Here is an 18862-nt window from a genome sequence, read left to right on the forward strand (position 1 = left end):
CGTGGGGCGCCCTTCCTCGTGAAGGGCGCCCTGTGTCAGGTCGCCCCCGCCTGTCAGGTCGCCCCCGCCCTGTCAGGTCGCCCCTGCTTCAGGTCGTCCTGGGAGGAAGCTTCGGCCTGGACCGGTTCGGGACGTCGCTGAGGTCCGGAGGCGTCGCGGCGGGGTTCGAGCGCAGGAGGTCCAGGGCCAGCCGGACCGCGTCGTCCAGCACGGGGTAGCGGCCCTCCGCCCAGTCCAGGGGGGTGCGCAGGACCTCCAGGTCGGGGGTGACGCCGTGGTTCTCGACGGACCAGCCGTAGGCGACGAACCAGGCCGCGTTCATCGGGACGGTGATGACCGTGCCGTCGCCGAGGCGGTGCCGGCCGGTCATGCCGACGACTCCGCCCCAGGTGCGCTGGCCGACGACGGGGCCGAGTCCCAGCACTTTGAAAGCGGCGGTGATCATGTCGCCGTCCGACGAGGTCGCCTCGTCGGCCAGGGCCACCACCGGCCCGCGGGGCGCGTTCGAGGTGTACGACACCGGTTGGGCGTCCCGGGTCAGGTCCCAGCCCAGGATGGTGCGGCTCAGCTTCTCGATGACGAGTTCGCTGATGTGGCCGCCCGCGTTGCCGCGCACGTCCACGATGAGCGCGGGCCGGGACACCTCCATGCGCAGGTCCCGGTTGAACTGGGCCCAGCCGGAGCCGCCCATGTCGGGGATGTGCAGATAGCCGCACTGGCCCTCGCTCAACTCCCGTACCACCTGGCGCCGTTTGGCCACCCAGTCCTGGTAGCGCAGGGGCCGTTCGTCGATGAGCGGGACGACGGCCACCCGCCGGGCCCGCCCGGAGTCGCCCTCGGCGGAGGTGAACGTCAGCTCCACCGTCGTACCGCCCGCGCCGGCGAGCAGCGGATAGGGACCGGTGACCGGATCGACCGGGCGGCCGTCGACGTGGGTGAGGACGGCGCCCTCGCGGATGCCGGTGCCGGCCAGCGGTGAGCGGGCCTTGGAGTCGGAGGAGTCGCCGGGCAGGATGCGCTTGACCGCCCAGTGGCCGTCGCGGCGCACGAGGTTGGCGCCGAGGAGGCCCTGCCAGCGCTGGTAGTGGGGCGGGCCCTCGTTGCGGCGGGCGGCGGTGACGTAGGCGTGGGAGGTGCCGAGTTCGCCGAGGACCTCGCGGAGCAGGTCGGCGAACTCGTCGGGGGAGGCGATCCGTTCGAGCAGCGGACGGTACTGGTCGAGCACCGCGTCCCAGTCGATGCCGCACATGCCCGGGTCCCAGAAGTAGGCGCGGGTCAGGCGCCCCGCCTCGTCGTACGCCTGGCGCCACTCGGCGGGCGGGTCCACCTCGTGCAGGATGCGGCGCAGGTCGATCCAGACGGTCGTGTCGCCGTCGCCGGCCTCGGTCGACGGCACCGCCCGCAGGTCGCCCTCGTCCACCACGACCAGCCGGGTGCCGTCGCCGCTCACCGTGAACCAGTCCAGGTGGTCGACCAGTTCGGCCTTCTTCGCCTTGGAGATGTTGAAGTACTCCAGGGTCGGACGGCCGCTGACGTCGGCCGGATTGACGAAGGTCTCACCCAGCGCGCCGGAGATCGGCCAGCGCAGCCAGACCAGGCCGCCGCCCGCGACCGGGTACAGCGCGGAGTACTTGGAGGCGATGACCGGGAACGGCGTGACCCGGTTCGCCAGGCCCTCCACCTCGACCGTCACGGTGCCGGCCTCACCGGTCTCCTCGTCCTCCAGCGGGTCGAGGCCGCCGGCGGCCGGGCGGCCCTCCGGGTTGAGGGCGAAGGGGGAGGGGGTCGCCGAGGAGAGCGGGACCAGGTACGGGCGGCAGCCGAGCGGGAAGGAGAGGTCGCCGGTGTGGACGTCGTAGACCGGGTCGAAGCCGCGCCAGGAGAGGAAGGCCAGGTAGCGGCCGTCGCGGGTGAAGACCGGGTTCTCGTCCTCGAAGCGGCCGTTGGTCACGTCCACGATCAGCCGGTCCTTGATGCGGGCCAGCTTGACCTGCCGCAGGGAGCGGCCGATGCCGGGGTGCGACCAGGTGAGCCAGGAGCCGTCGGGGGAGAAGGCGAGGTCGCGCACCGGGCCGTTGTCGGACCGGATCAGCTGGGACACCGTGCCGTGCGGGCCGGCGGAACCGGGCTCCGCCGCGGTGGCCGAAGCGGCGTCGGCGGCGGCACCGTCGTCGCTGTCCGCCGTCTCGTCCTCCCCGTCCCCCTCGGTCACGTCGATCAGCAGCAGCCGCCCGTCGTGCGAGGCGACGGCCAGCCGTTCGCCCAGCGGGTCGCAGACCATCTCCAGCACGCGGCCCAGGGCGCCGCAGGCCAGTCTGCGGGGCGCGCGGTCGCCGGAGGCGCGGGGCAGGTGGGCGATCTCGACGGCGTCCTCGCCCTCGGCGTCGGTGACGTAGGCGACCTGCCCCGTGGAGCCGAGCATCTCCGGCAGCCGGATCCGGACGCCGGGCTGGTCGGTGATCGTACGGGCCGGGCCGTCGCGGTGGGTGAGCCAGTACAGGCTGCCGCGGACCACGACCGCGCTGGCCCGGCCGGTCTCGTCCACCGAGATGCCGTCGATGTTCTGCGCGGCCGGCACCTGGTAGGGGCGGCGGCCGGTGCGGGGTCCGGAGAGCCGGATGTCGAGCCGGCGCGGTTCGCCGCCCGGGGAGAAGTCGTCCACCAGCCACAGGTCGCCCGCGCACTGGTAGACCACCCGGCTGCCGTCGCTGGAGGCGTGCCGGGCGTAGAAGGCGTCGTGGTCGCTGTGGCGGCGCAGGTCGGTGCCGTCGCGGGCGCAGGAGTAGAGGTTGCCGACGCCCTCGTGGTCGGAGAGGAAGGCGATCCGGCCGTCGATGAACATGGGGCAGGCCAGATGGCCGCCGATGTCCGGCAGGAGGCGCTGTCCGTGCAGCCACAGGCGGCCCGTCGCGCCGCCGCGGTACCGCTTCCAGGAGGCCGGTTCGTGCGGCGGGGTGCCGGTGAGCAGCAGGGTCTTGTGCTGGCCTTCGAGGTCGGCGACCTGGATGTCGGTGACCGGGCCCCAGGGCAGCCGCCCGTCCGGGTCGCCCGCGGTGGTGACCTTGTAGGCCCAGGTGAAGTAGGAGAAGGGCTGGCCGTGGGAGCCCACGGCCAGGATGTCGCCCTCCGGGGTCCAGCCGCACACCCGGGTGTCGGGGCTGCCCCAGTACGTCAGCTGCCGCGAGGGGCCGCCGGCCTCGACGTCGACGAGGTGGATCTCGGGGACGAGGCTGCGCCAGGTCGTGCAGGCGATCCGGCGGCCGTCCGGCGAGAAGCGCGGGTGGCCGGTCTTGGTGCGGTCGGCGGTGAGCCGCCAGGCGCGTTCCGGCGCGTCGAGGCGGGCCAGCCAGAGGTCGTCCTCGGCCACGAAGCAGAGCAGGTCGCCGCTGAGGTGGGGAAGGCGCAGATAGCTCACCTCCCCATGCTTTTCCGGTCGAACGCCCGCAGCAACTCGTGGCCGGCGGGAGCGGGGTGCCCGGGGGCTTACGCGGCCTTCACCTTCGTGACCCAGCACACGTACGAAACGGTTTCGTTTCGCAGGTGCTCAGGGTATCTTCTTGGTTGTACGAAGAAGAAGGCTCCGGAGCGGGAAGGTGACGGGCATGACCGAAGCCGTCGCGGCGGCACGCCGCAGTCGGATCACGCCCGAGCGCGAGGCCGAGCTGTACGAGGCCGTGCTCGACCTGCTCCGGGAGGTCGGCTACGACGCCCTCACCATGGACGCCGTGGCCGCCCGCACCCGGTCCAGCAAGGCCACGCTCTACCGCCAGTGGGGCGGCAAGGCCCAACTGGTCGTCAAGGCCCTGCGGCACGGCAAGCCCGGGCACGGCGAGGACATCGACACCGGGTCCCTCCGCGGCGACCTGCACGCCCTCGTGGCGCTGGAGGACGACTGCACCATGGAGCGGAACTCCGCGCTGATGCGGGGCGTCGCCATGGCGATGCACCACAACGACGATCTGCGTCTGGCGTTCCGGGACCAGATGGTCGACCCCGAGATGGGCGGGTTCCGGCAGGTGCTGCAACGGGCGGTCGACCGGGGCGAGGTCCGCCCGGACTGCCCGGCGATCGACTTCCTGCTGCACATGATGGTCGGCGGCTTCGCCACCCGGGCCCTGCTCGACGACCAGCCGCCCACCCAGGCCTTCCTCACCTCGTACATCGACGCCGTGGTCCTCCCCGCCCTCGGCGTACAGACCGACTGACCACCTGACAGTCCCCTCCACAGCCTCCACCTGACGTCACCGCTCACGTCGTCGGGCTGATCTCCCCTGCCCTGAACCCACGACCTGACCGGGAGTACGCCTCCGTGGCCACGTTCCTCTACAAACTCGGCCGGCTCGCCTTCCGGCGACGGCACTTCGTCGCCCTCATATGGGTCGCGCTGCTCACCCTCGCGGGGGTGGGTGCCGCCTCCGCGCCGGCCGCCGGCAACACGTCCTTCTCCATCCCCGGCACCGAGGCGCAGAAGGCCTTCGACCTGCTGGAACAGCGCTTCCCCGGGATGAGCGCCGACGGCGCCACGGCCCGCGTCGTCTTCAAGGCCCCCAGCGGCGAGAAGATGACCGACGCCGGCAACAGGGCGACCGTGAAGAAGACCGTCAAGGAGCTGGGAAGCGGCTCCGAGGTCGCCTCCGTCGCCGACCCCTACACCGGGCACGCCGTCAGCAAGAACGGCACCGTCGCCTACGCCTCGGTGAAGTACAAGGTCTCCGGCATGGAGCTGGCGGACTCCAGCCGGGACGCACTGAAGGAGGCCGCGCAGGACGCGCGGGACGCCGGGCTGACCGTCGAGGTCGGCGGTGACGCGCTGAACGCGACACCCGAGACCGGCTCCAGCGAGATCATCGGCATCGCGATCGCCGCGGTCGTCCTCGTCATCACCTTCGGCTCCCTGCTCGCCGCCGGGCTGCCGCTGCTGACCGCGATCATCGGCGTGGGCATCGGCGTCTCCTCGATCACCGCGCTCGCCTCCACCCTGGACCTGGGGTCCACCACCTCCACCCTGGCGACGATGATCGGCCTCGCCGTCGGCATCGACTACGCCCTGTTCATCGTCTCCCGCTACCGCGCCGAACTCGCCGAGGGCCGCGAGCGCGAGGAGGCCGCCGGCCGCGCCGTCGGCACCGCGGGCTCGGCGGTGGTCTTCGCCGGCCTGACCGTCGTCATCGCCCTGGTCGGCCTGTCCGTCGTCAACATCCCGATGCTCACGAAGATGGGCGTCGCCGCGGCCGGCACGGTCGCCATCGCCGTACTCATCGCGCTGACGATGATCCCGGCGCTGCTCGGCTACGCCGGCCGCAAGGTCAAACCGGCCGGCGAGAAGAGCAAGCTGCTCGGCGGCGGACGTACGCCCAGGCGGCCGGGCCGCCCGAACATGGGCACCCGCTGGGCCGGCTTCGTCATCCGCCGCCCGGTCGCCGTCCTCCTGCTCGGCGTGCTCGGCCTCGGCGCCGCGGCCCTCCCGGCCACCTCCCTGCAGCTGGGTCTGCCCGACGACGGTTCCCAGCCCGCCTCCACCACCCAGCGCCGCGCCTACGACCTCCTCTCCGAGGGCTTCGGCCCCGGCTTCAACGGCCCGCTGATGGTCGTCGTCGACGCCAAGGACAGCGCCGACCCCAAGGCCGCGTTCACCGAGGTCGGCGACGAGATCAAGGGCCTGAAGGACGTCGTCACGGTCACCCCGGCCGCGCCCAACAAGGCCGGCGACACCGCGACCATCACGGTGGTCCCCGGCTCCAAGCCGTCCTCGGGCACGACCGAGGACCTCGTGCACGCCATCCGTGACAAGGGCGCGGACATCGCCGCGAAGACCGACTCCCAGGTCCTGGTCACCGGCTCCACGGCGATGAACATCGACGTCTCGCAGAAGCTGAACGACGCGCTCCTGCCCTACCTCGCCCTGGTGGTCGGCCTGGCCTTCCTCCTGCTGATCGTGGTGTTCCGCTCGGTCCTCGTCCCGCTGAAGGCGGCCCTCGGCTTCCTGCTCAGCGTGATGGCGGCCCTCGGCGCCGTCGTCGCGGTCTTCCAGTGGGGCTGGCTGTCCGGCCTGCTGAACGTCGAGGAGACCGGCCCGGTCATGTCGATGATGCCGATCTTCATGGTGGGCGTCGTCTTCGGCCTCGCGATGGACTACGAGGTCTTCCTCGTCACCCGCATGCGGGAGGCGTACGTCCACGGCGAGAAGCCCGCCCAGGCGGTGGTGACCGGGTTCCGGCACGGCGCACGGGTCGTGACCGCCGCCGCCGTCATCATGATCGCCGTCTTCTCCGGTTTCATCGGCTCCAGCGAGTCGATGATCAAGATGATCGGCTTCGGTCTCGCGATCGCCGTCTTCTTCGACGCGTTCGTCGTCCGCATGGCCATCGTCCCGGCGGTCCTCGCTCTCCTCGGCAAGCGGGCCTGGTGGCTGCCGAAGTGGCTGGACCGCGCGCTGCCCAACGTGGACGTCGAGGGCGAGGGCCTGCGCACCCACGCCGCCGCCGGCGAGGAGAAGGAGCTGGTACGCGCCTGACGTACCGCGCCTGACACAGAGCGGCCGGTGAGGGTGCCCGTGGGGACGGGGCTGCACCCTCACCGGCTTTTCGTCACACCCGCCGTCACGTGCGCCGCAGGCGGAACGCCGGGCAGACGTCCGGGTCGTCGTCCTCGTAGAGGAAGGTCCGCTCGGAGTCCGTGGCGACCGACAGACTGTCGACGGTGTAGCCGCGCAGGAAGAGTTCCGGGGCGGTGAAGGAGAGATGGACCTGTCCGTGATCGTCGGCGCCGTAACCTCCCGCCACATCCCAGGTGCCGGAGCCGTCGAAGGTGTCGCCGAGTTCGCTCCGGTACCAGTCGCCGGTCGGCCAGTCGTGCACCGTGACGGTCCCGCCGGTGTGGTCGTCCGACGCCGTGAGAGTGATCGTCGCGCCCTTGGCGTGCGCCTCTCCCCGGTAGGTGCCGGCCACCTCCCCGGAGGTGACGGACTTCGCCTGCCTGGCCATGCACGCCTCGACGGCGGTGGACGCGGAGGAGCAGGCGGCCAGCGGCGTCAGCAGACCCAGTACGGCGGCGGCCGTCACCAGGCGCGGACGCCCGCCCGCCATGAGAACTCGGGACACCGGTCTACTTCCCCGTCGCCGGAATGCGTTCCGTCCAGACGATCTCCTGGTCCACGGACGAGAAGACGCCTTCATCACGGTTGAACTTCTTGAGCCAGTCGTAGTAGCCGACGTAGTGCAGGAACGACTCGTTGCTCGTGTTGTTGTGCAGCTGGTACTCGACGACCAGCGAGCCGTCGGGATCCTGGCCCTTGACCGTGTAGTGCAGGTTGTACGAACCCGTGAACGCCTCGCCGAGATGGTCCTCGTCGCCGGTGGCGATCGCGGGGATGTCCGTGGTGACGAGCTTCTTCAGCGCGCCCAGCTTGCCGCCCGACGAGATCGAGTACGAGACGTCGCCCTCGGACCGGCCTTTGCCGTGGAACTGGTCGAGCGTGTCCAGCCGTAGAAGCCCGGCAGGACGCCGTGCCGTTCCAGCTCGTCCGGAGACAGCGGCAGTTTCGACCCACCCGGTTCGGGGAGCTTGTCGTCCCCCGGTACCGCTTTGCTTTCGCTCACGTGTGATCCCCCGACGGCCCGGCCGCCCGCGCGGCAGGCAATGACATGATCGGTCTCCGGCAATGACCGGGTCACCATCATCGCAGCGGGGTGATCAAGGACGGGCAGCCGGGTTCCGTCCGACGGTCCTGGGGGCCGTGCGAAGTGCGGCGGCGAAATCCCCCTGAGCACGGCGCCGATCATGTCGTACCGTGCCCGTCATGACGACGACAGCCGCCACCGACGCCGAAGAGTCCGGGGCCCACCCCCGGCTTGCCGCGGCGCCGCGGGCGCTCGGGCCGGCCGATGTCCCTCCCCGCGGCCGGCGGTTCCCGCAGGCGTCCCGGACCGCGGCCGAGGCCGCCGCCGGCGGGTGCGAACCGAGCCGGACCGCATGACACCGCTCGTCGCGGCGGCCGTGCTGCTCGCCGCCGTCACCCACGCCGGCTGGAACGCCATCGCGCACCGCATCACCGACAAGCTCGTCGGCTTCGCCCTGATCTCCGGCGGCGGGCTGCTGATCGGGCTCGCGGCGACACCGTTCGTGGCGTTCCCGGCCGGGCCCGCCTGGCCGTACCTGTTCGCCTCGGCGGCCGTGCACATCGCCTACTACGCGCTGCTGATGACCTCGTTCCGGCTGGGTGACTTCGGGCAGGCGTACCCCCTCGCGCGCGGCAGCGCGCCGCTCGTGGTCACCGTGCTCGCCGCCGTCTTCGCGCACGAGGTGCCCGGCGTCTGGGCGAGCGCCGGCATCGCCGTGTCCTGTCTCGGCCTGACCGGCGTCAGCCTGTGGGGACTGCGGGGGAGCCGGCCCGCATGGGCGGCGATCGGCGCGGCCCTCGCGACCGGCCTCACCATCGCCGCCTACACGGTCATCGACGGCCTGGGCGTACGCGCCGCGCACGCGCCCCTCGGGTACATCGCCTGGCTCATGGCCGTCCAGGGGGCCGTCATCCCCGCGGCCATGTACGCACGCGCGCGGGGCGAGACCGTACGGCTGCTCCGCCCGTACGCCGTCCTCGGCCTCCTCGGCGCCGCCATGTCCGTCACCGCGTACGCCCTGGTCCTGTGGGCCCAGACCCGTGCCGCGCTCGCCCCGGTCGCCGCGCTGCGCGAGTCGTCCATCATCGTCGGCGCGGCCATCGGCGCGCTGTTCTTCAAGGAGCGCTTCGGCGCGCCCCGGATCGCGGCGGCGGGCCTGCTGGTCGTGGGGATCGGGCTGATGCTGCGCGCCGGGTAGCGCGTGGCGCGTCATGGCCCCGCACGGTGCCGACATGACGGGCCGGGGTGCCGTGACGCACCCTGGAAGCAGCGATTTCGGAGGTGGTCGTCATGATGCACACCCCTGTCGGATGGCACATCGAGCTGGAGTTCATGGAGGACGATCAGCACACGCGCGCGGTGGCCATGGTGCGCCTGCCCGACGGCACCGAGGTACGCGGGCACGGCCGCGCCAGCAGGCACCGCGTCGACGCCAACCAGCCCCGCGTCGGCGAGGAGATCGCCGGTGCCCGCGCGCTGAACGAACTGGCCATGCAACTGCTGACCAAGGCCCACGAGGAGATCGACGAGGACTCCGGGCGGATCTCGCACCCGATCCACGTGTGACGCGCCCGGCGCGCCGGGTACGCCGGTGGATCAGGCGAGCGCCGTGCGCACGGCGCGTACCAGCGCCTGCGCCCTCGGGTCGGCCGTCACGCTCTGCCGGAAGCCGTTGGTGACATAGCCGAAGGCGATGCCGCTCTCCGGGTCGGCGAAGGCGAGGGCGCCGCCGCGGCCGGGGTGGCCGAAGGAGCCGGGGGAGAGCAGCGGGGACGCGGCGCCGTGCAGCATGTGGCCGAGGCCGAAGCGGGTGTTGACCACCAGGACCCGGTCGGCTCCCGCGGACCGCTCGGCGCGGGCCAGCTCCATCGTCTCCGGGGTGAACAGGCGGGTGCCGCCGTCCACCTCGCCGATGAGCGAGGCGTAGAAGCGGGCCAGTCCGTCGGCCGTGGCGATGCCGTTGGAGGCGGGCAGGGCGGCGGCCCGGTAGGCGGGGGAGTTCTCGTCGGGGAGCGGGGTGATCGCGGCGAACGCGCGGCGGGTGAGGGAGCCGGGATCGGCGTACGCCTCGGCCACCGCGCGCTTGGGCCGGGTCCTCAGGCCGCCGGCTGTCTCGGGCGCTGCTGCCGGGCCGACGCGGCCCACGCGCGCGTGCTCCGATTCCGGCAGGCCTAGCCACAGGTCCGCGCCGACGGGCCCGGCGATCTCGTCCGCCAGCCACGCACCGACCGGGCGGCCGGTGATCCGGCGCAGCAGTTCGCCGGTGAGCCAGCTGTAGGTCTGGGCGTGGTAACCGTGGTCCGTGCCCGGCTCCCAGACCGGCGCCTGGGCGGCGACCGCCGCGGCACCGAGGTCGGGGTCGGCGGCCTCGGCGGGGGTCAGCGGGCGGTCCAGCACGGGTACGCCCGCGCGGTGCGCGAGCAGGTGCCGTACGCGCGTGTGCTCCTTGCCGGCCGCCTTGTACTCCGGCCAGTACGTGCCGACCGGGGCGTCCAGGTCCAGCTCGCCGCGCTGGTGCAGGAGCAGCAGCGCGGCGGCGGCGATGCCCTTGGTGGCGGAGCGCACGATCTGCGCGGTCCCCGGCTCCCAGGGGGCGGTGCCGTCCACGTCCTTGGTGCCGGCCCACAGGTCCACGACCCGGTGCCCGTCGCGGTAGACGGCCACGGCCGCGCCGCGCTCGCCGAGCAGCGCGAAGTTCGCGGCGAACGCCTCCCTGACCGGCTCGAAGCCCTCGGCCACAGTGCCGTTCACGTCCACGCCCGCCGTCCCTTCCGATCGCCTTCGACGGTGGGTGCAACAGTGGTCGTCAGCCTGCGATTCCTCGGCGGGAGCGGGATGGGCGTGAGGTGTCTCTCAGTGCCCCGGCGCCCGCGCCACCGAGCGCGGATCGAAGCCGAACGGCAGCTCCAGCCGGTGCGCCCGCATCAGCGCGTCGTCGGAGAGCAGCTCGCCGGTCGGGCCGTCCGCGACGATCACGCCGTCGCTGAGGACGAGCGAGCGCGGGCACAGTTCCAGGGCGTACGGCAGGTCGTGCGTGACCATGAGGACCGTGACGTCCAGGGAGCGCAGGATGTCGGCGAGTTCGCGGCGGGAGGCGGGGTCGAGGTTGGAGGACGGCTCGTCCAGGACCAGTATCTCCGGCTCCATGGCGAGCACGGTGGCCACCGCGACGCGCCGGCGCTGCCCGAAGGAGAGGTGGTGCGGCGGGCGGTCGGCGAAGCCGCCCATCCCGACCCGCTCCAGGGCGGTGCGCACCCGCTCGTCCAGCGCGGCGCCCTTGACCCCGGCGGCGGCCGGCCCGAACGCCACGTCCTCTCGCACGGTGGGCATGAACAGCTGGTCGTCCGGGTCCTGGAAGACGATGCCGACCTTCTGCCGGATCGCGGCCATGTGCTCCCTGCCGACCGGCAGCCCGGCCACGGTCACCGTGCCGGTGCCGCCGCCCAGGATGCCGTTGAGGTGCAGGACGAGGGTCGTCTTGCCGGCGCCGTTGGGGCCGAGGAGGGCGACCCGCTCGCCGCGGGCGAGGGAGAAGTCCACACCGAACAGGGCCTGGTGGCCGTCCGGGTAGGCGAAGGCGAGGCCGGAGACCTCCAGGGAGGCAGGTGTAGTCACAGGACCCATCCCAGCAGACAGACGGTGAGGGCGGCGCAGGGGAGTGCGAGGGCGTACGACCACTGTGCCCGGGACGCGGTCACCTCGTCGATGACCGGCATCGTGCCCGCGTAGCCCCGGCTGACCATGGCCAGGTGCACGCGCTCCCCGCGCTCGTAGGAGCGGATGAACAGCGCGCCGGCGGACTTGGCGAGCACGCCCCAGTGGCGCACGCCCTTCGCCTCGAAACCGCGCGACTCCCGGGCGATCCGCATCCGCCGCATCTCGTCGGTGATGACGTCGCCGTAGCGGATCATGAAGGACGCGATCTGCACGAGCAGCGGCGGCAGTCTCAGCCGCTGCAGCCCGAGCAGCAGCTCGCGCAGCTCGGTGGTGGCGGCCAGCAGCACGGAGGCGGCGACGCCGAGTGTGCCCTTGGCGAGCACGTTCCAGGCGCCCCACAGCCCGTTCACACTCAGCGAGAGCCCCAGCACGTGCACCCGCTCGCCCTCCGCCACGAACGGCATGAGCACCGCGAACGCGACGAACGGCACCTCGATCAGCAGCCGCTTGAGCAGGAAGCCGGCGGGCACGCGCGCGGTGCGGGCGACGGCCGCGAGCAGCACGGCGTACACCGCGAACGCCCACATCGCCTCCCGCGGGGTCGACACCACGACCACGACGAACAGGAAGACGGCGGCGAGCTTGGTGTGCGGCGGCAGACCGTGCACGGGCGAGTGCCCGTGCCGGTAGAGCCTGTGTGCGTGCCCCGCGCCCACGTCAGACGCCGGTGTTCACGGGAGAGGCGTCATCGCTGCGCCGCCTGCGCAGCACCCAGAACACGGCGCTGCCCGCGACGACGGTCACGCCGACACCGATCACACCGGCGAGTCCGCCGGACAGCCGGGCGTCGGAGACGTCCTTGACGCCGTAGTCGGCCAGCGGCGAGTCGGACGCGGCGTGCTTCTCCGCCCTCTTGTCGATCCCCTTGTCGTGCGCGACCTTCTCCAGGCCGTCGGGGCTGGCGGAGGCGTAGAAGCTGACGAAGCCGGCGAGGACGAGGGAGGTGACGAGACCGGTCACCCACAGCGTGCGCCGGGAGGTGCGCGCCGCCACGGGCGCGGCGGGCGCGGGCGCGTCCACCAGATCGCCGTTCACACGCAGCCGGAGCCGCTGCCGCAGACCGCGCGCGCCGTGCACCAGGTCGGGGCGTACGGCGATGACGGCGCCGACCGTGAGTGCGGTGATGACCGCCTCACCGATGCCGATCAGCACGTGCACCCCGACCATGGCGGTCGCGACCTTGCCGATGGAGACGTCGGTGGTGCCGCCGATCGCGTAGATCAGGGTGAAGACGACCGCCGCGGCCGGTACGGACACCAGCGCGGCGACGAAGGAGGCGACGGTCACCGAGCGCCGCTTGCGGGGCAGCACGGCGAGCAGGCCGCGGAAGACCGCGTACGCCACCACGGTGGTGGTGATCGCCATGTCGGTGATGTTCACGCCGAGCGCGGTCAGGCCGCCGTCGGCGAACAGCACGCCCTGCATGAGCAGCACGACCGACACGCACAGCACGGCTGTGTACGGGCCGACGAGTATCGCGGCGAGCGCCCCGCCGAGCAGATGCCCGCTGGTCCCGGCGGCGACGGGGAAGTTCAGCATCTGCACGGCGAAGATGAACGCCGCCACCAGACCGGCCAGCGGTGCGGTGCGCTCGTCGAGTTCGCGGCGGGCGCCGCGCAGGCTCACCGCGAGGGCGCCGGCGGCGACCACTCCGGCGACCGCGGAGGTCGGGGCGTCTATGAATCCGTCAGGTACGTGCACCCGTCGATTTTAGGCCCTTGTTGCGAATGTCTTGCAAGAGAGACGAAGTCTCCTCTTTTACCGGGGGTCTCTCTCTCGTGTCACCGGAGGGTCTCTCGCCCGCCGGGGCGTGTGCCGGAAAGTGTGCGACGCTTGATGGAAAGCGGATGCACAGCTTTCGCATAGGTCACCCTGCGTGAGAGGGCGGTCCGATGCCTGTAGTCGAACAGTACGCGCGCGCTCATATCGTCACGGACGAGGAGGACCCGGGGGCCGTACCCGTCGTGCTGCGGTACGACCCCGACACTGATCCCCGGTCGGTCCGGGTCGGTCTGCCCGGCCCGCACGAGTGGACCTTCTCGCGCGCACTGCTCGAACTGGGGCTGCGGACGCCGGCCGCGAGCGGCGACGTCCGGGTATGGCCCTGCGGCCGGGTCCAGGCCGTCGTCGAGTTCCACACCGACCACGGTGTGGAAGTGGTGCAGTTCGAGTCCAGGACCCTGGTCAGATTCCTGGTGCGGACGTACATCGCCGAACCGGTGCCGACCTGATCAGCTTCCGAGCTTCAGCAGCGTCGCCACGATGGGGCCGGCCGTGTCGCCGCCGTGCCCGCCCGCCTGGACGACGCCCGCGGCGGCGAGGTCGCCCCGGTAGGCGGTGAACCAGCCGTTCGGCTTCTTCTGCCCGTCGACCTCCGCCGAGCCGGTCTTCGCGCCGTAGTCCGGGCCGAGCCCCGACATGGCCTGCGCGGCGGTGCCGGACTCGGCCGTGTACCGCATCAGCTCGCGCAGCTGGGACAGCGTCCCGGCCGGCAGGGTGCGCGTGGCGGTGGCCAGCGTGCGGTGGTCGAAGGACGGTGCGACCAGGTAGGGCTGGTGGAAGGCGCCCGACCGCACGGTCGCCGCGACCGAGGCCATGTTCAGCGGGTTCATGCGCACCCCGCCCTGTCCGATCAGCGAGGCCGCCTTCTGCGCCGCCGACTGCACCGGCACCGAGCCGTCGAAGGTGGGCACGCCGATCGCCCAGTTGTTCATCGACAGCCCGAAGACCTGCTGGGCCTGCTTGGTCAGGTCGTCGTTCTCCAGCTTCTTCGCCTGGCTGATGAACGCGGTGTTGCAGGAGCGGGCGAAGCTCGCCTTGAAGGTGCCGCCCTTGATCTCGAAGTCGTCGTCGTTGTGGAACTTCCAGCCGCCGTAGGTGAACGTCTTCGGGCAGGGGTGCGGCTTGTCCGGCGCCGTCAGGCCCTTCTCGAGCAGCAGCGACGACGTGATGACCTTCATCGTGGAGCCGGGCGCGAGGGAGCCCTGGAAGGCGGTGTTGAAGCCGTGCCCGCTGTTGGCGACCGCGAGGATCTCACCGGTCGAGGGCCGCAGGACGACCACGGAGGCACGCGCGCGCTTGGTCACCTGCTGCTCGGCCGCCGCCTGGAGGGCCGGGCTGAGTGTCGTCTTCACCGTGCCCGGGGTGCCCTTGCTCAGCTCCACCAGCGTCTTGTCGGACAGCTTGGCGGCCTTGGACGCCGTGCCGCGCACCACGCGCAGCTCGACGCCCGCCGTGCCGCCCGCCTGCTTGCCGTACTTCTCCCGCAGCCCGTCCAGCACCGTGCCCAGGGACGGGTACTTGGCGGCCGTGACGTCGCCGCCGTCGCGGTCCAGTGCCTTGACGGGCGGGGTGCCGGATTCGCCGGTCACGAGCGTGTCGCCGTCCCGCAGGTCCGGGTGGACGACGGCCGCGTGCCAGTCGACCAGCGGCTCGCCGTCGCCCGGCCGGCGTACGACGGTGAGCGAACTGTCGTACGACACCGGCTTGCTGAGGCTCCGGTAGGTGACCGTCGCCTTCACGGAGAACGGCACCCTGGCGCCCTTGGCCGTCCCCGGGGTGAGCGTGACGTCCTTCAGGTGGGCGTCCTTGGTGTAGCCGGTGAGCAGCTTGCCGGCGGTGGACGGGTCGTCGGTGGCGGACGCCGCCTCGGAGGCCTTGCCGTGCTGCCAGGCGGTGAGGAAGCGGGCGGAGGCCGTGCGGACCTCGGCCGTGGTGAGAGGGCCGGTCTTCACGGCCTTGTGCCCGGCCGTGGCGGCGGACCGCTCGTCGGCCGCGGCTCCGCCGTCGTACAGCGCGTAGACGCCGAACCCGGCGCCGCCGACCACCACGGCGATCATCCCGCCGAGTACGGCCGGATGGGTCTTCCGTCGCTCGGCGACGCGTCTTCTCTTGCCCACAGCCTCAGTTCCTCCGCGCCTTCTCCAGGGTCTTCGCAGCCCTCACACTCCCCAACGACGGCAATCACCTTAAAGTCCCCGCCTCCGCGGGTGATGTCAGCCGGCGTTCCGTAGCACGCTTGCGACAATCGGCCCGGCGGCGTCGACGCCGTGCCCGCCGTCCTGGACCATGGCCGCGGCCGCCATGTCGTCGCGGTAGCCGGCGAACCAGCTGTCCGACCTGGCCTCCCCGTCGACCTCGGCCGAGCCGGTCTTCGCACCGACGTCCCCGCGCAGCCCGGCCATCACGCCGGCCGCGGTGCCGCTGTGCGCGGTGCGGTTCATCATCGCGCGCAACTGCCGGGTGGTGCCCGCCGACAGCCCGCGCGCGCGTGCCGGTTCGCGGCCGTCCAGCCTCAGCGGCACGATCACCGGCTGGCGGAAGGCGCCGGTCGACGCGGTCGCCGTCACGGAGGCCATGTTCAGCGGGCTCAGCTGGACCTGGCCCTGGCCGATGAGGTTGGCCGCGGTGTCCGGGCCGCCGGAGGCGGGGACCCGGCCGTCGAAGGACGGCACGCCGATCTGCCAGTTGTCCCGCCCGAGCCCGAACCGGTCCTGGGCCTCCTTGGTGAGGGAGTCCACGTCCACCTCGTCCGCGAACTTCACGAAGGCGGTGTTGCAGGAGCGGGCGAAACTGTCGGCGAGGGTGGCGTGCTCGTCCGGCTGAAGCCCCTTCAGGTTATGGAAGGTCTGGCTCTGCCAGACGGCCGAGGGCGGGCAGGGCGCGGGGCCGTTCGCGGTGGTCCTGCCGGTGTCGATCAGGGTCGCCGCACTGATGATCTTCATGGTGGAACCGGGGGCGCGCTCGCCGAGGAGGGCCGCGTCGAAGCCGTCCCGGCGGTTGTTGGCCACGGCGAGGATCTCGCCGGTGCTCGGCTTGACGGCCACCACGGAGGACTCGGGGTACTTCAGGACGGCCGTCTCGGCCGCCGCCTGGGCGCTCGCGCTGAGCGTCGTCGGCAGCTTGCCGGGCCTGCCCTTGGCCAGGGTGAGGAGCGTGGTGTCCGCGGCCTGACCGCCGTCCGCCGCCGCCTGATGGCGTACCACCAGTTCCACCCCGGGCCGGCCGCCGGTCTTGTCGCCGTACCGTCTGCGCAGCTCGTCCAGGACCGGGCCGAGGGAGGGGTACTTCACCCGAGTCAGCACCTTCCCGTCACGGTCCACGGCCTCGATCTCCGGAGCCGCCGACTCGCCGGTGGCGAGCGTGTCGCCCTTGTCCAGGCGCGGGTGGACGACGGAGGGCCGCCAGTCGACCAGCGCGCGGTGGGAGGTCTCACCGCGCACGACGGTCAGGGTGCTCCGGTAGGAGAGCGGGCGGGAGGTGCCGCCGTACGACACCGTCGCCTTCACCGCGAAGGGCACCGTGTCGCCGGCGGGCCTGCCGGGCGTGATCCGCACCCCGCCGATGTGCGCGTCGTCGGCGTAGGCCGTCAGCAGGGCCTGGGCCTCCTGCGGGAAGTTGGTGTACGACGCCGCGGTGGCCGCGTCGCCCTTCTCCCAGGCGGCGAAGAACGCCCCGGTCGCCTCCTTCACCTCGGAGCCGCTGGGCGGCCCCGTCCGCACGGCCGCGGCACCCCCCGTGCCGCCGTCACCGCTCAGCGCGGACGCGAAGTTGTAGACCCCGTAACCGGCGCCGCCCAGCAGCGTTACGCACACACCGCCTATGACGACCGCCTTGACCCCGTTGCGCATGGCGTGGATTCCCCTCCCGTTACCACCTGTTGAACGCGTTCAAAACAGGTTGCCGGGAGCACTGTAAGCGGTTGCGGGACCACCGTGACCGGTGTTGCCCAAACCGTGACTCACACCCAGGTGTCCAGCCACATCCGCGACCGCCACTGGTCGATCGGGATCGCCGTGCCCGTGTACAGGGGCCAGAAGTAGATGAAGTTCCAGGCGATCAGCAGCACCAGTACGCCCGCCGCCGACGCGCCCACCAGGCGGCGGGTGTCGCCGGAACCCGGCGGGCCGATGATCGCCCCGATCATCATCGCCACCGCCAGGCACAGGAACGGCAGGAAGACGACCGCGTAGAAGAGGAAGATCGTCCGCTCCTGGTACAGGAACCAGGGCAGGTAGCCGGCCGCGATCCCGCACGCGATGGCCCCGGCCCGCCAGTCACGGCGGAACGCCCAGCGCCACACGACGTAGACGATCGCGAAGCAGGCCGCCCACCACAGCAGCGGCGTGCCGAGCGCCAGCACCTCCCGGGCGCACTTCTCGCCCGCGTCCGCCGGGCAGCCGTCGGCGCCGGGGGAGGGGGACTCGTAGAAGTACGACACCGGGCGGCCCAGCACGATCCAGCTCCACGGGTTGGACTGGTACGTGTGCGGCTGGTCGAGGTGGACGTGGAAGTTGTACACCTCGTGCTCGTAGTGCCACAGGCTGCGCAGCCAGTCCGGCAGGAACGACCAGGTGCCGCCCTTGCCGTCGGTGGCCGCCCAGTTGCGGTAGTAGCCGCCCGTGCCGTCGGCCGGGGAGAGGATCCAGCCGGTCCAGGAGGCCACGTAGACCACCAGCGCCACCGGGACCGTCGCCAGGAAGGCCATGCCGGTGTCGTACTTGAGCGCCGCCAGGTACGGGCGGTACGCGCCGGCCACCTTGCGGGTGCCGACGTCCCACAGGACCGTCAGCACGCAGAACGCGGCCAGGACGTACAGGCCGTTCCACTTCGTGCCCGCGGCCAGGCCCAGCATCAGCCCGGCCGCCCAGCGCCAGGGGCGCCACCCGAAGCGGAAGGTGTCGGCCACATGCGCGTCCGGCCGGACCAGGCCGTCCGGCCGCACGGGCAGCGCGGCGGCCAGTCTCTCCCGCGCCCGGTCCCGGTCGACGACCAGACAGCCGAACGCGGCCACCACGAAGAACATCAGCACGCCGTCGAGCAGCGAGGTCCGGCTCATCACGAAGTGCAGGCCGTCCACCGCCATCAGCGCGCCCGCGAGGCAGCCCAGGAACGTCGAGCGGAAGATACGGCGCCCGATCCGGCACAGCATCAGCACGCTCAGCGTCCCGAGCAGCGCCGTCATGAACCGCCAGCCGAACGGGTCGAAGCCGAAGACCAGCTCGCCGAGGCCGATCACGTACTTGCCGACCGGCGGGTGCACCACGTACGCCGGGTCCGTCGGGACCGCCAGGTGACCGTGCTGCTGGAGCACCAGGTCGTTGGCGTTCTTGCCGTACTTGTCCCAGCTGACCTCGAAACCGCGGTGGACGAGCGCCCAGGCGTCCTTGGCGTAGTACGTCTCGTCGAATATCACCGCGCGCGGGCTGCCCAGGTTCCAGAACCGCAGCACGCCCGCGAGCAGCGTCACCAGCAGCGGCCCGCCCCAGGCCGACCAGCGCGTGATCCGCCCGGCGAGGACCGGCGGCGCGCCGAGCGCCCGCCACAGCCGGGGGCTCGGCTGCGCGTACGGGGGCACCAGCCGGTCGCGTACGTCGCCCGCGGGCGCGTCCTTGGCCGGTACGTATCCGAAGCGGCGCAGCCGCTGCTGCCACGACGGCCGCCGGTCGTGCGGTGCCTGGTCCTGCCGGAGGTCCATGGAGGACGCGGTACTGGTCACCGCGCCATCGTAGGGAACCGTTCTGTGC

At 72.1% G+C, this 18862-nt stretch carries 14 protein-coding genes; 5 read left to right on the plus strand and 9 right to left on the minus strand.

Annotated elements, in window-relative coordinates; genetic code table 11:
- Nucleotides 1–88 precede the first annotated feature (88 nt).
- Nucleotides 89–3415 (minus strand): S41 family peptidase, encoded by a 3327-nt coding sequence (locus tag AB0B40_RS00695; RefSeq protein WP_362261787.1) that lies wholly within the window; start codon nt 3413–3415, stop codon nt 89–91.
- A gap of 187 nt (nt 3416–3602) precedes the next feature.
- Here AB0B40_RS00695 and AB0B40_RS00700 point away from each other — a divergent pair, with 187 nt between their 5' ends.
- On the plus strand, nt 3603–4205 hold the full coding sequence (locus AB0B40_RS00700; protein WP_345056337.1) for a TetR/AcrR family transcriptional regulator: 603 nt from the start codon (nt 3603–3605) through the stop codon (nt 4203–4205).
- A 104-nt stretch (nt 4206–4309) separates the two neighbouring features.
- Nucleotides 4310–6514 (plus strand): MMPL family transporter, encoded by a 2205-nt coding sequence (locus AB0B40_RS00705; RefSeq protein WP_345056335.1) that lies wholly within the window; start codon nt 4310–4312, stop codon nt 6512–6514.
- 85 nt (nt 6515–6599) lie between these two features.
- Here the strand turns inward: AB0B40_RS00705 and AB0B40_RS00710 are convergent, their stop codons facing one another.
- Nucleotides 6600–7100, minus strand: coding sequence for a hypothetical protein (locus AB0B40_RS00710; protein WP_362261791.1), 501 nt, complete (start codon nt 7098–7100; stop codon nt 6600–6602).
- Nucleotides 7101–7971: 871 nt separating this feature from the next.
- Between AB0B40_RS00710 and AB0B40_RS00715 the strand changes: the two genes are divergently transcribed.
- Together AB0B40_RS00715 and AB0B40_RS00720 are read left to right on the plus strand one after the other, a co-directional pair.
- On the plus strand, nt 7972–8817 hold the full coding sequence (locus AB0B40_RS00715) for an EamA family transporter (protein ID WP_345056327.1): 846 nt from the start codon (nt 7972–7974) through the stop codon (nt 8815–8817).
- Nucleotides 8818–8909: 92 nt separating this feature from the next.
- Nucleotides 8910–9185 (plus strand): DUF1876 domain-containing protein, encoded by a 276-nt coding sequence (locus AB0B40_RS00720; RefSeq protein ID WP_345056325.1) that lies wholly within the window; start codon nt 8910–8912, stop codon nt 9183–9185.
- A 30-nt stretch (nt 9186–9215) separates the two neighbouring features.
- On the opposite strand, the gene AB0B40_RS00725 is transcribed toward AB0B40_RS00720, so the two are convergent.
- The 4 genes from AB0B40_RS00725 to AB0B40_RS00740 form a co-directional block, all read right to left on the minus strand.
- Nucleotides 9216–10376, minus strand: coding sequence for a serine hydrolase domain-containing protein (locus tag AB0B40_RS00725; protein WP_345056323.1), 1161 nt, complete (start codon nt 10374–10376; stop codon nt 9216–9218).
- A 96-nt stretch (nt 10377–10472) separates the two neighbouring features.
- Nucleotides 10473–11243: an ABC transporter ATP-binding protein gene (locus tag AB0B40_RS00730; protein WP_345056321.1), complete on the minus strand. Its 771-nt coding sequence runs from the start codon at nt 11241–11243 to the stop codon at nt 10473–10475.
- Nucleotides 11231–11992: a cobalt ECF transporter T component CbiQ gene (gene cbiQ, locus AB0B40_RS00735; protein WP_345056319.1), complete on the minus strand. Its 762-nt coding sequence runs from the start codon at nt 11990–11992 to the stop codon at nt 11231–11233. The genes AB0B40_RS00730 and cbiQ overlap by 13 nt, the downstream gene beginning before the upstream one ends.
- 1 nt (nt 11993) lies before the next feature.
- On the minus strand, nt 11994–13037 hold the full coding sequence (locus AB0B40_RS00740) for an energy-coupling factor ABC transporter permease (RefSeq protein ID WP_362261796.1): 1044 nt from the start codon (nt 13035–13037) through the stop codon (nt 11994–11996).
- Between the two features lie 191 nt (nt 13038–13228).
- Between AB0B40_RS00740 and AB0B40_RS00745 the strand changes: the two genes are divergently transcribed.
- Nucleotides 13229–13567 carry an SsgA family sporulation/cell division regulator gene (locus tag AB0B40_RS00745; RefSeq protein ID WP_362261799.1) on the plus strand — a complete coding sequence of 113 codons (339 nt, stop codon included), beginning with the start codon at nt 13229–13231 and terminating at the stop codon, nt 13565–13567.
- Here the strand turns inward: AB0B40_RS00745 and AB0B40_RS00750 are convergent, their stop codons facing one another.
- The 3 genes from AB0B40_RS00750 to AB0B40_RS00760 form a co-directional block, all read right to left on the minus strand.
- Entirely contained in the window at nt 13568–15235 is a 1668-nt protein-coding gene (locus tag AB0B40_RS00750; protein WP_362261802.1) for a penicillin-binding transpeptidase domain-containing protein, read from the minus strand. It lies immediately after the preceding gene.
- Nucleotides 15236–15331: 96 nt separating this feature from the next.
- Complete coding sequence (locus tag AB0B40_RS00755) at nt 15332–16966, minus strand: penicillin-binding transpeptidase domain-containing protein (protein WP_345056311.1); 1635 nt, start codon at nt 16964–16966, stop codon at nt 15332–15334.
- A gap of 110 nt (nt 16967–17076) precedes the next feature.
- Nucleotides 17077–18834, minus strand: coding sequence for a phospholipid carrier-dependent glycosyltransferase (locus AB0B40_RS00760; RefSeq protein ID WP_345056309.1), 1758 nt, complete (start codon nt 18832–18834; stop codon nt 17077–17079).
- Nucleotides 18835–18862: the final 28 nt, after the last annotated feature.

This window comes from Streptomyces sp. NPDC042638 (assembly GCF_040647235.1).
GTDB lineage: Bacteria > Actinomycetota > Actinomycetes > Streptomycetales > Streptomycetaceae > Streptomyces > Streptomyces rameus.

Bases quoted from the DNA above. Each gene is read 5' to 3' on its own strand.
- AB0B40_RS00700 (WP_345056337.1), top strand. From the start codon at position 3,603: ATGACCGAAGCCGTCGCGGCGGCACGCCGCAGTCGGATCACGCCCGAG.
- AB0B40_RS00715 (WP_345056327.1), top strand. From the start codon at position 7,972: ATGACACCGCTCGTCGCGGCGGCCGTGCTGCTCGCCGCCGTCACCCAC.
- AB0B40_RS00720 (WP_345056325.1), top strand. From the start codon at position 8,910: ATGATGCACACCCCTGTCGGATGGCACATCGAGCTGGAGTTCATGGAG.
- AB0B40_RS00730 (WP_345056321.1), bottom strand. From the start codon at position 11,243: ATGGGTCCTGTGACTACACCTGCCTCCCTGGAGGTCTCCGGCCTCGCC.
- AB0B40_RS00745 (WP_362261799.1), top strand. From the start codon at position 13,229: ATGCCTGTAGTCGAACAGTACGCGCGCGCTCATATCGTCACGGACGAG.
- AB0B40_RS00755 (WP_345056311.1), bottom strand. From the start codon at position 16,966: ATGCGCAACGGGGTCAAGGCGGTCGTCATAGGCGGTGTGTGCGTAACG.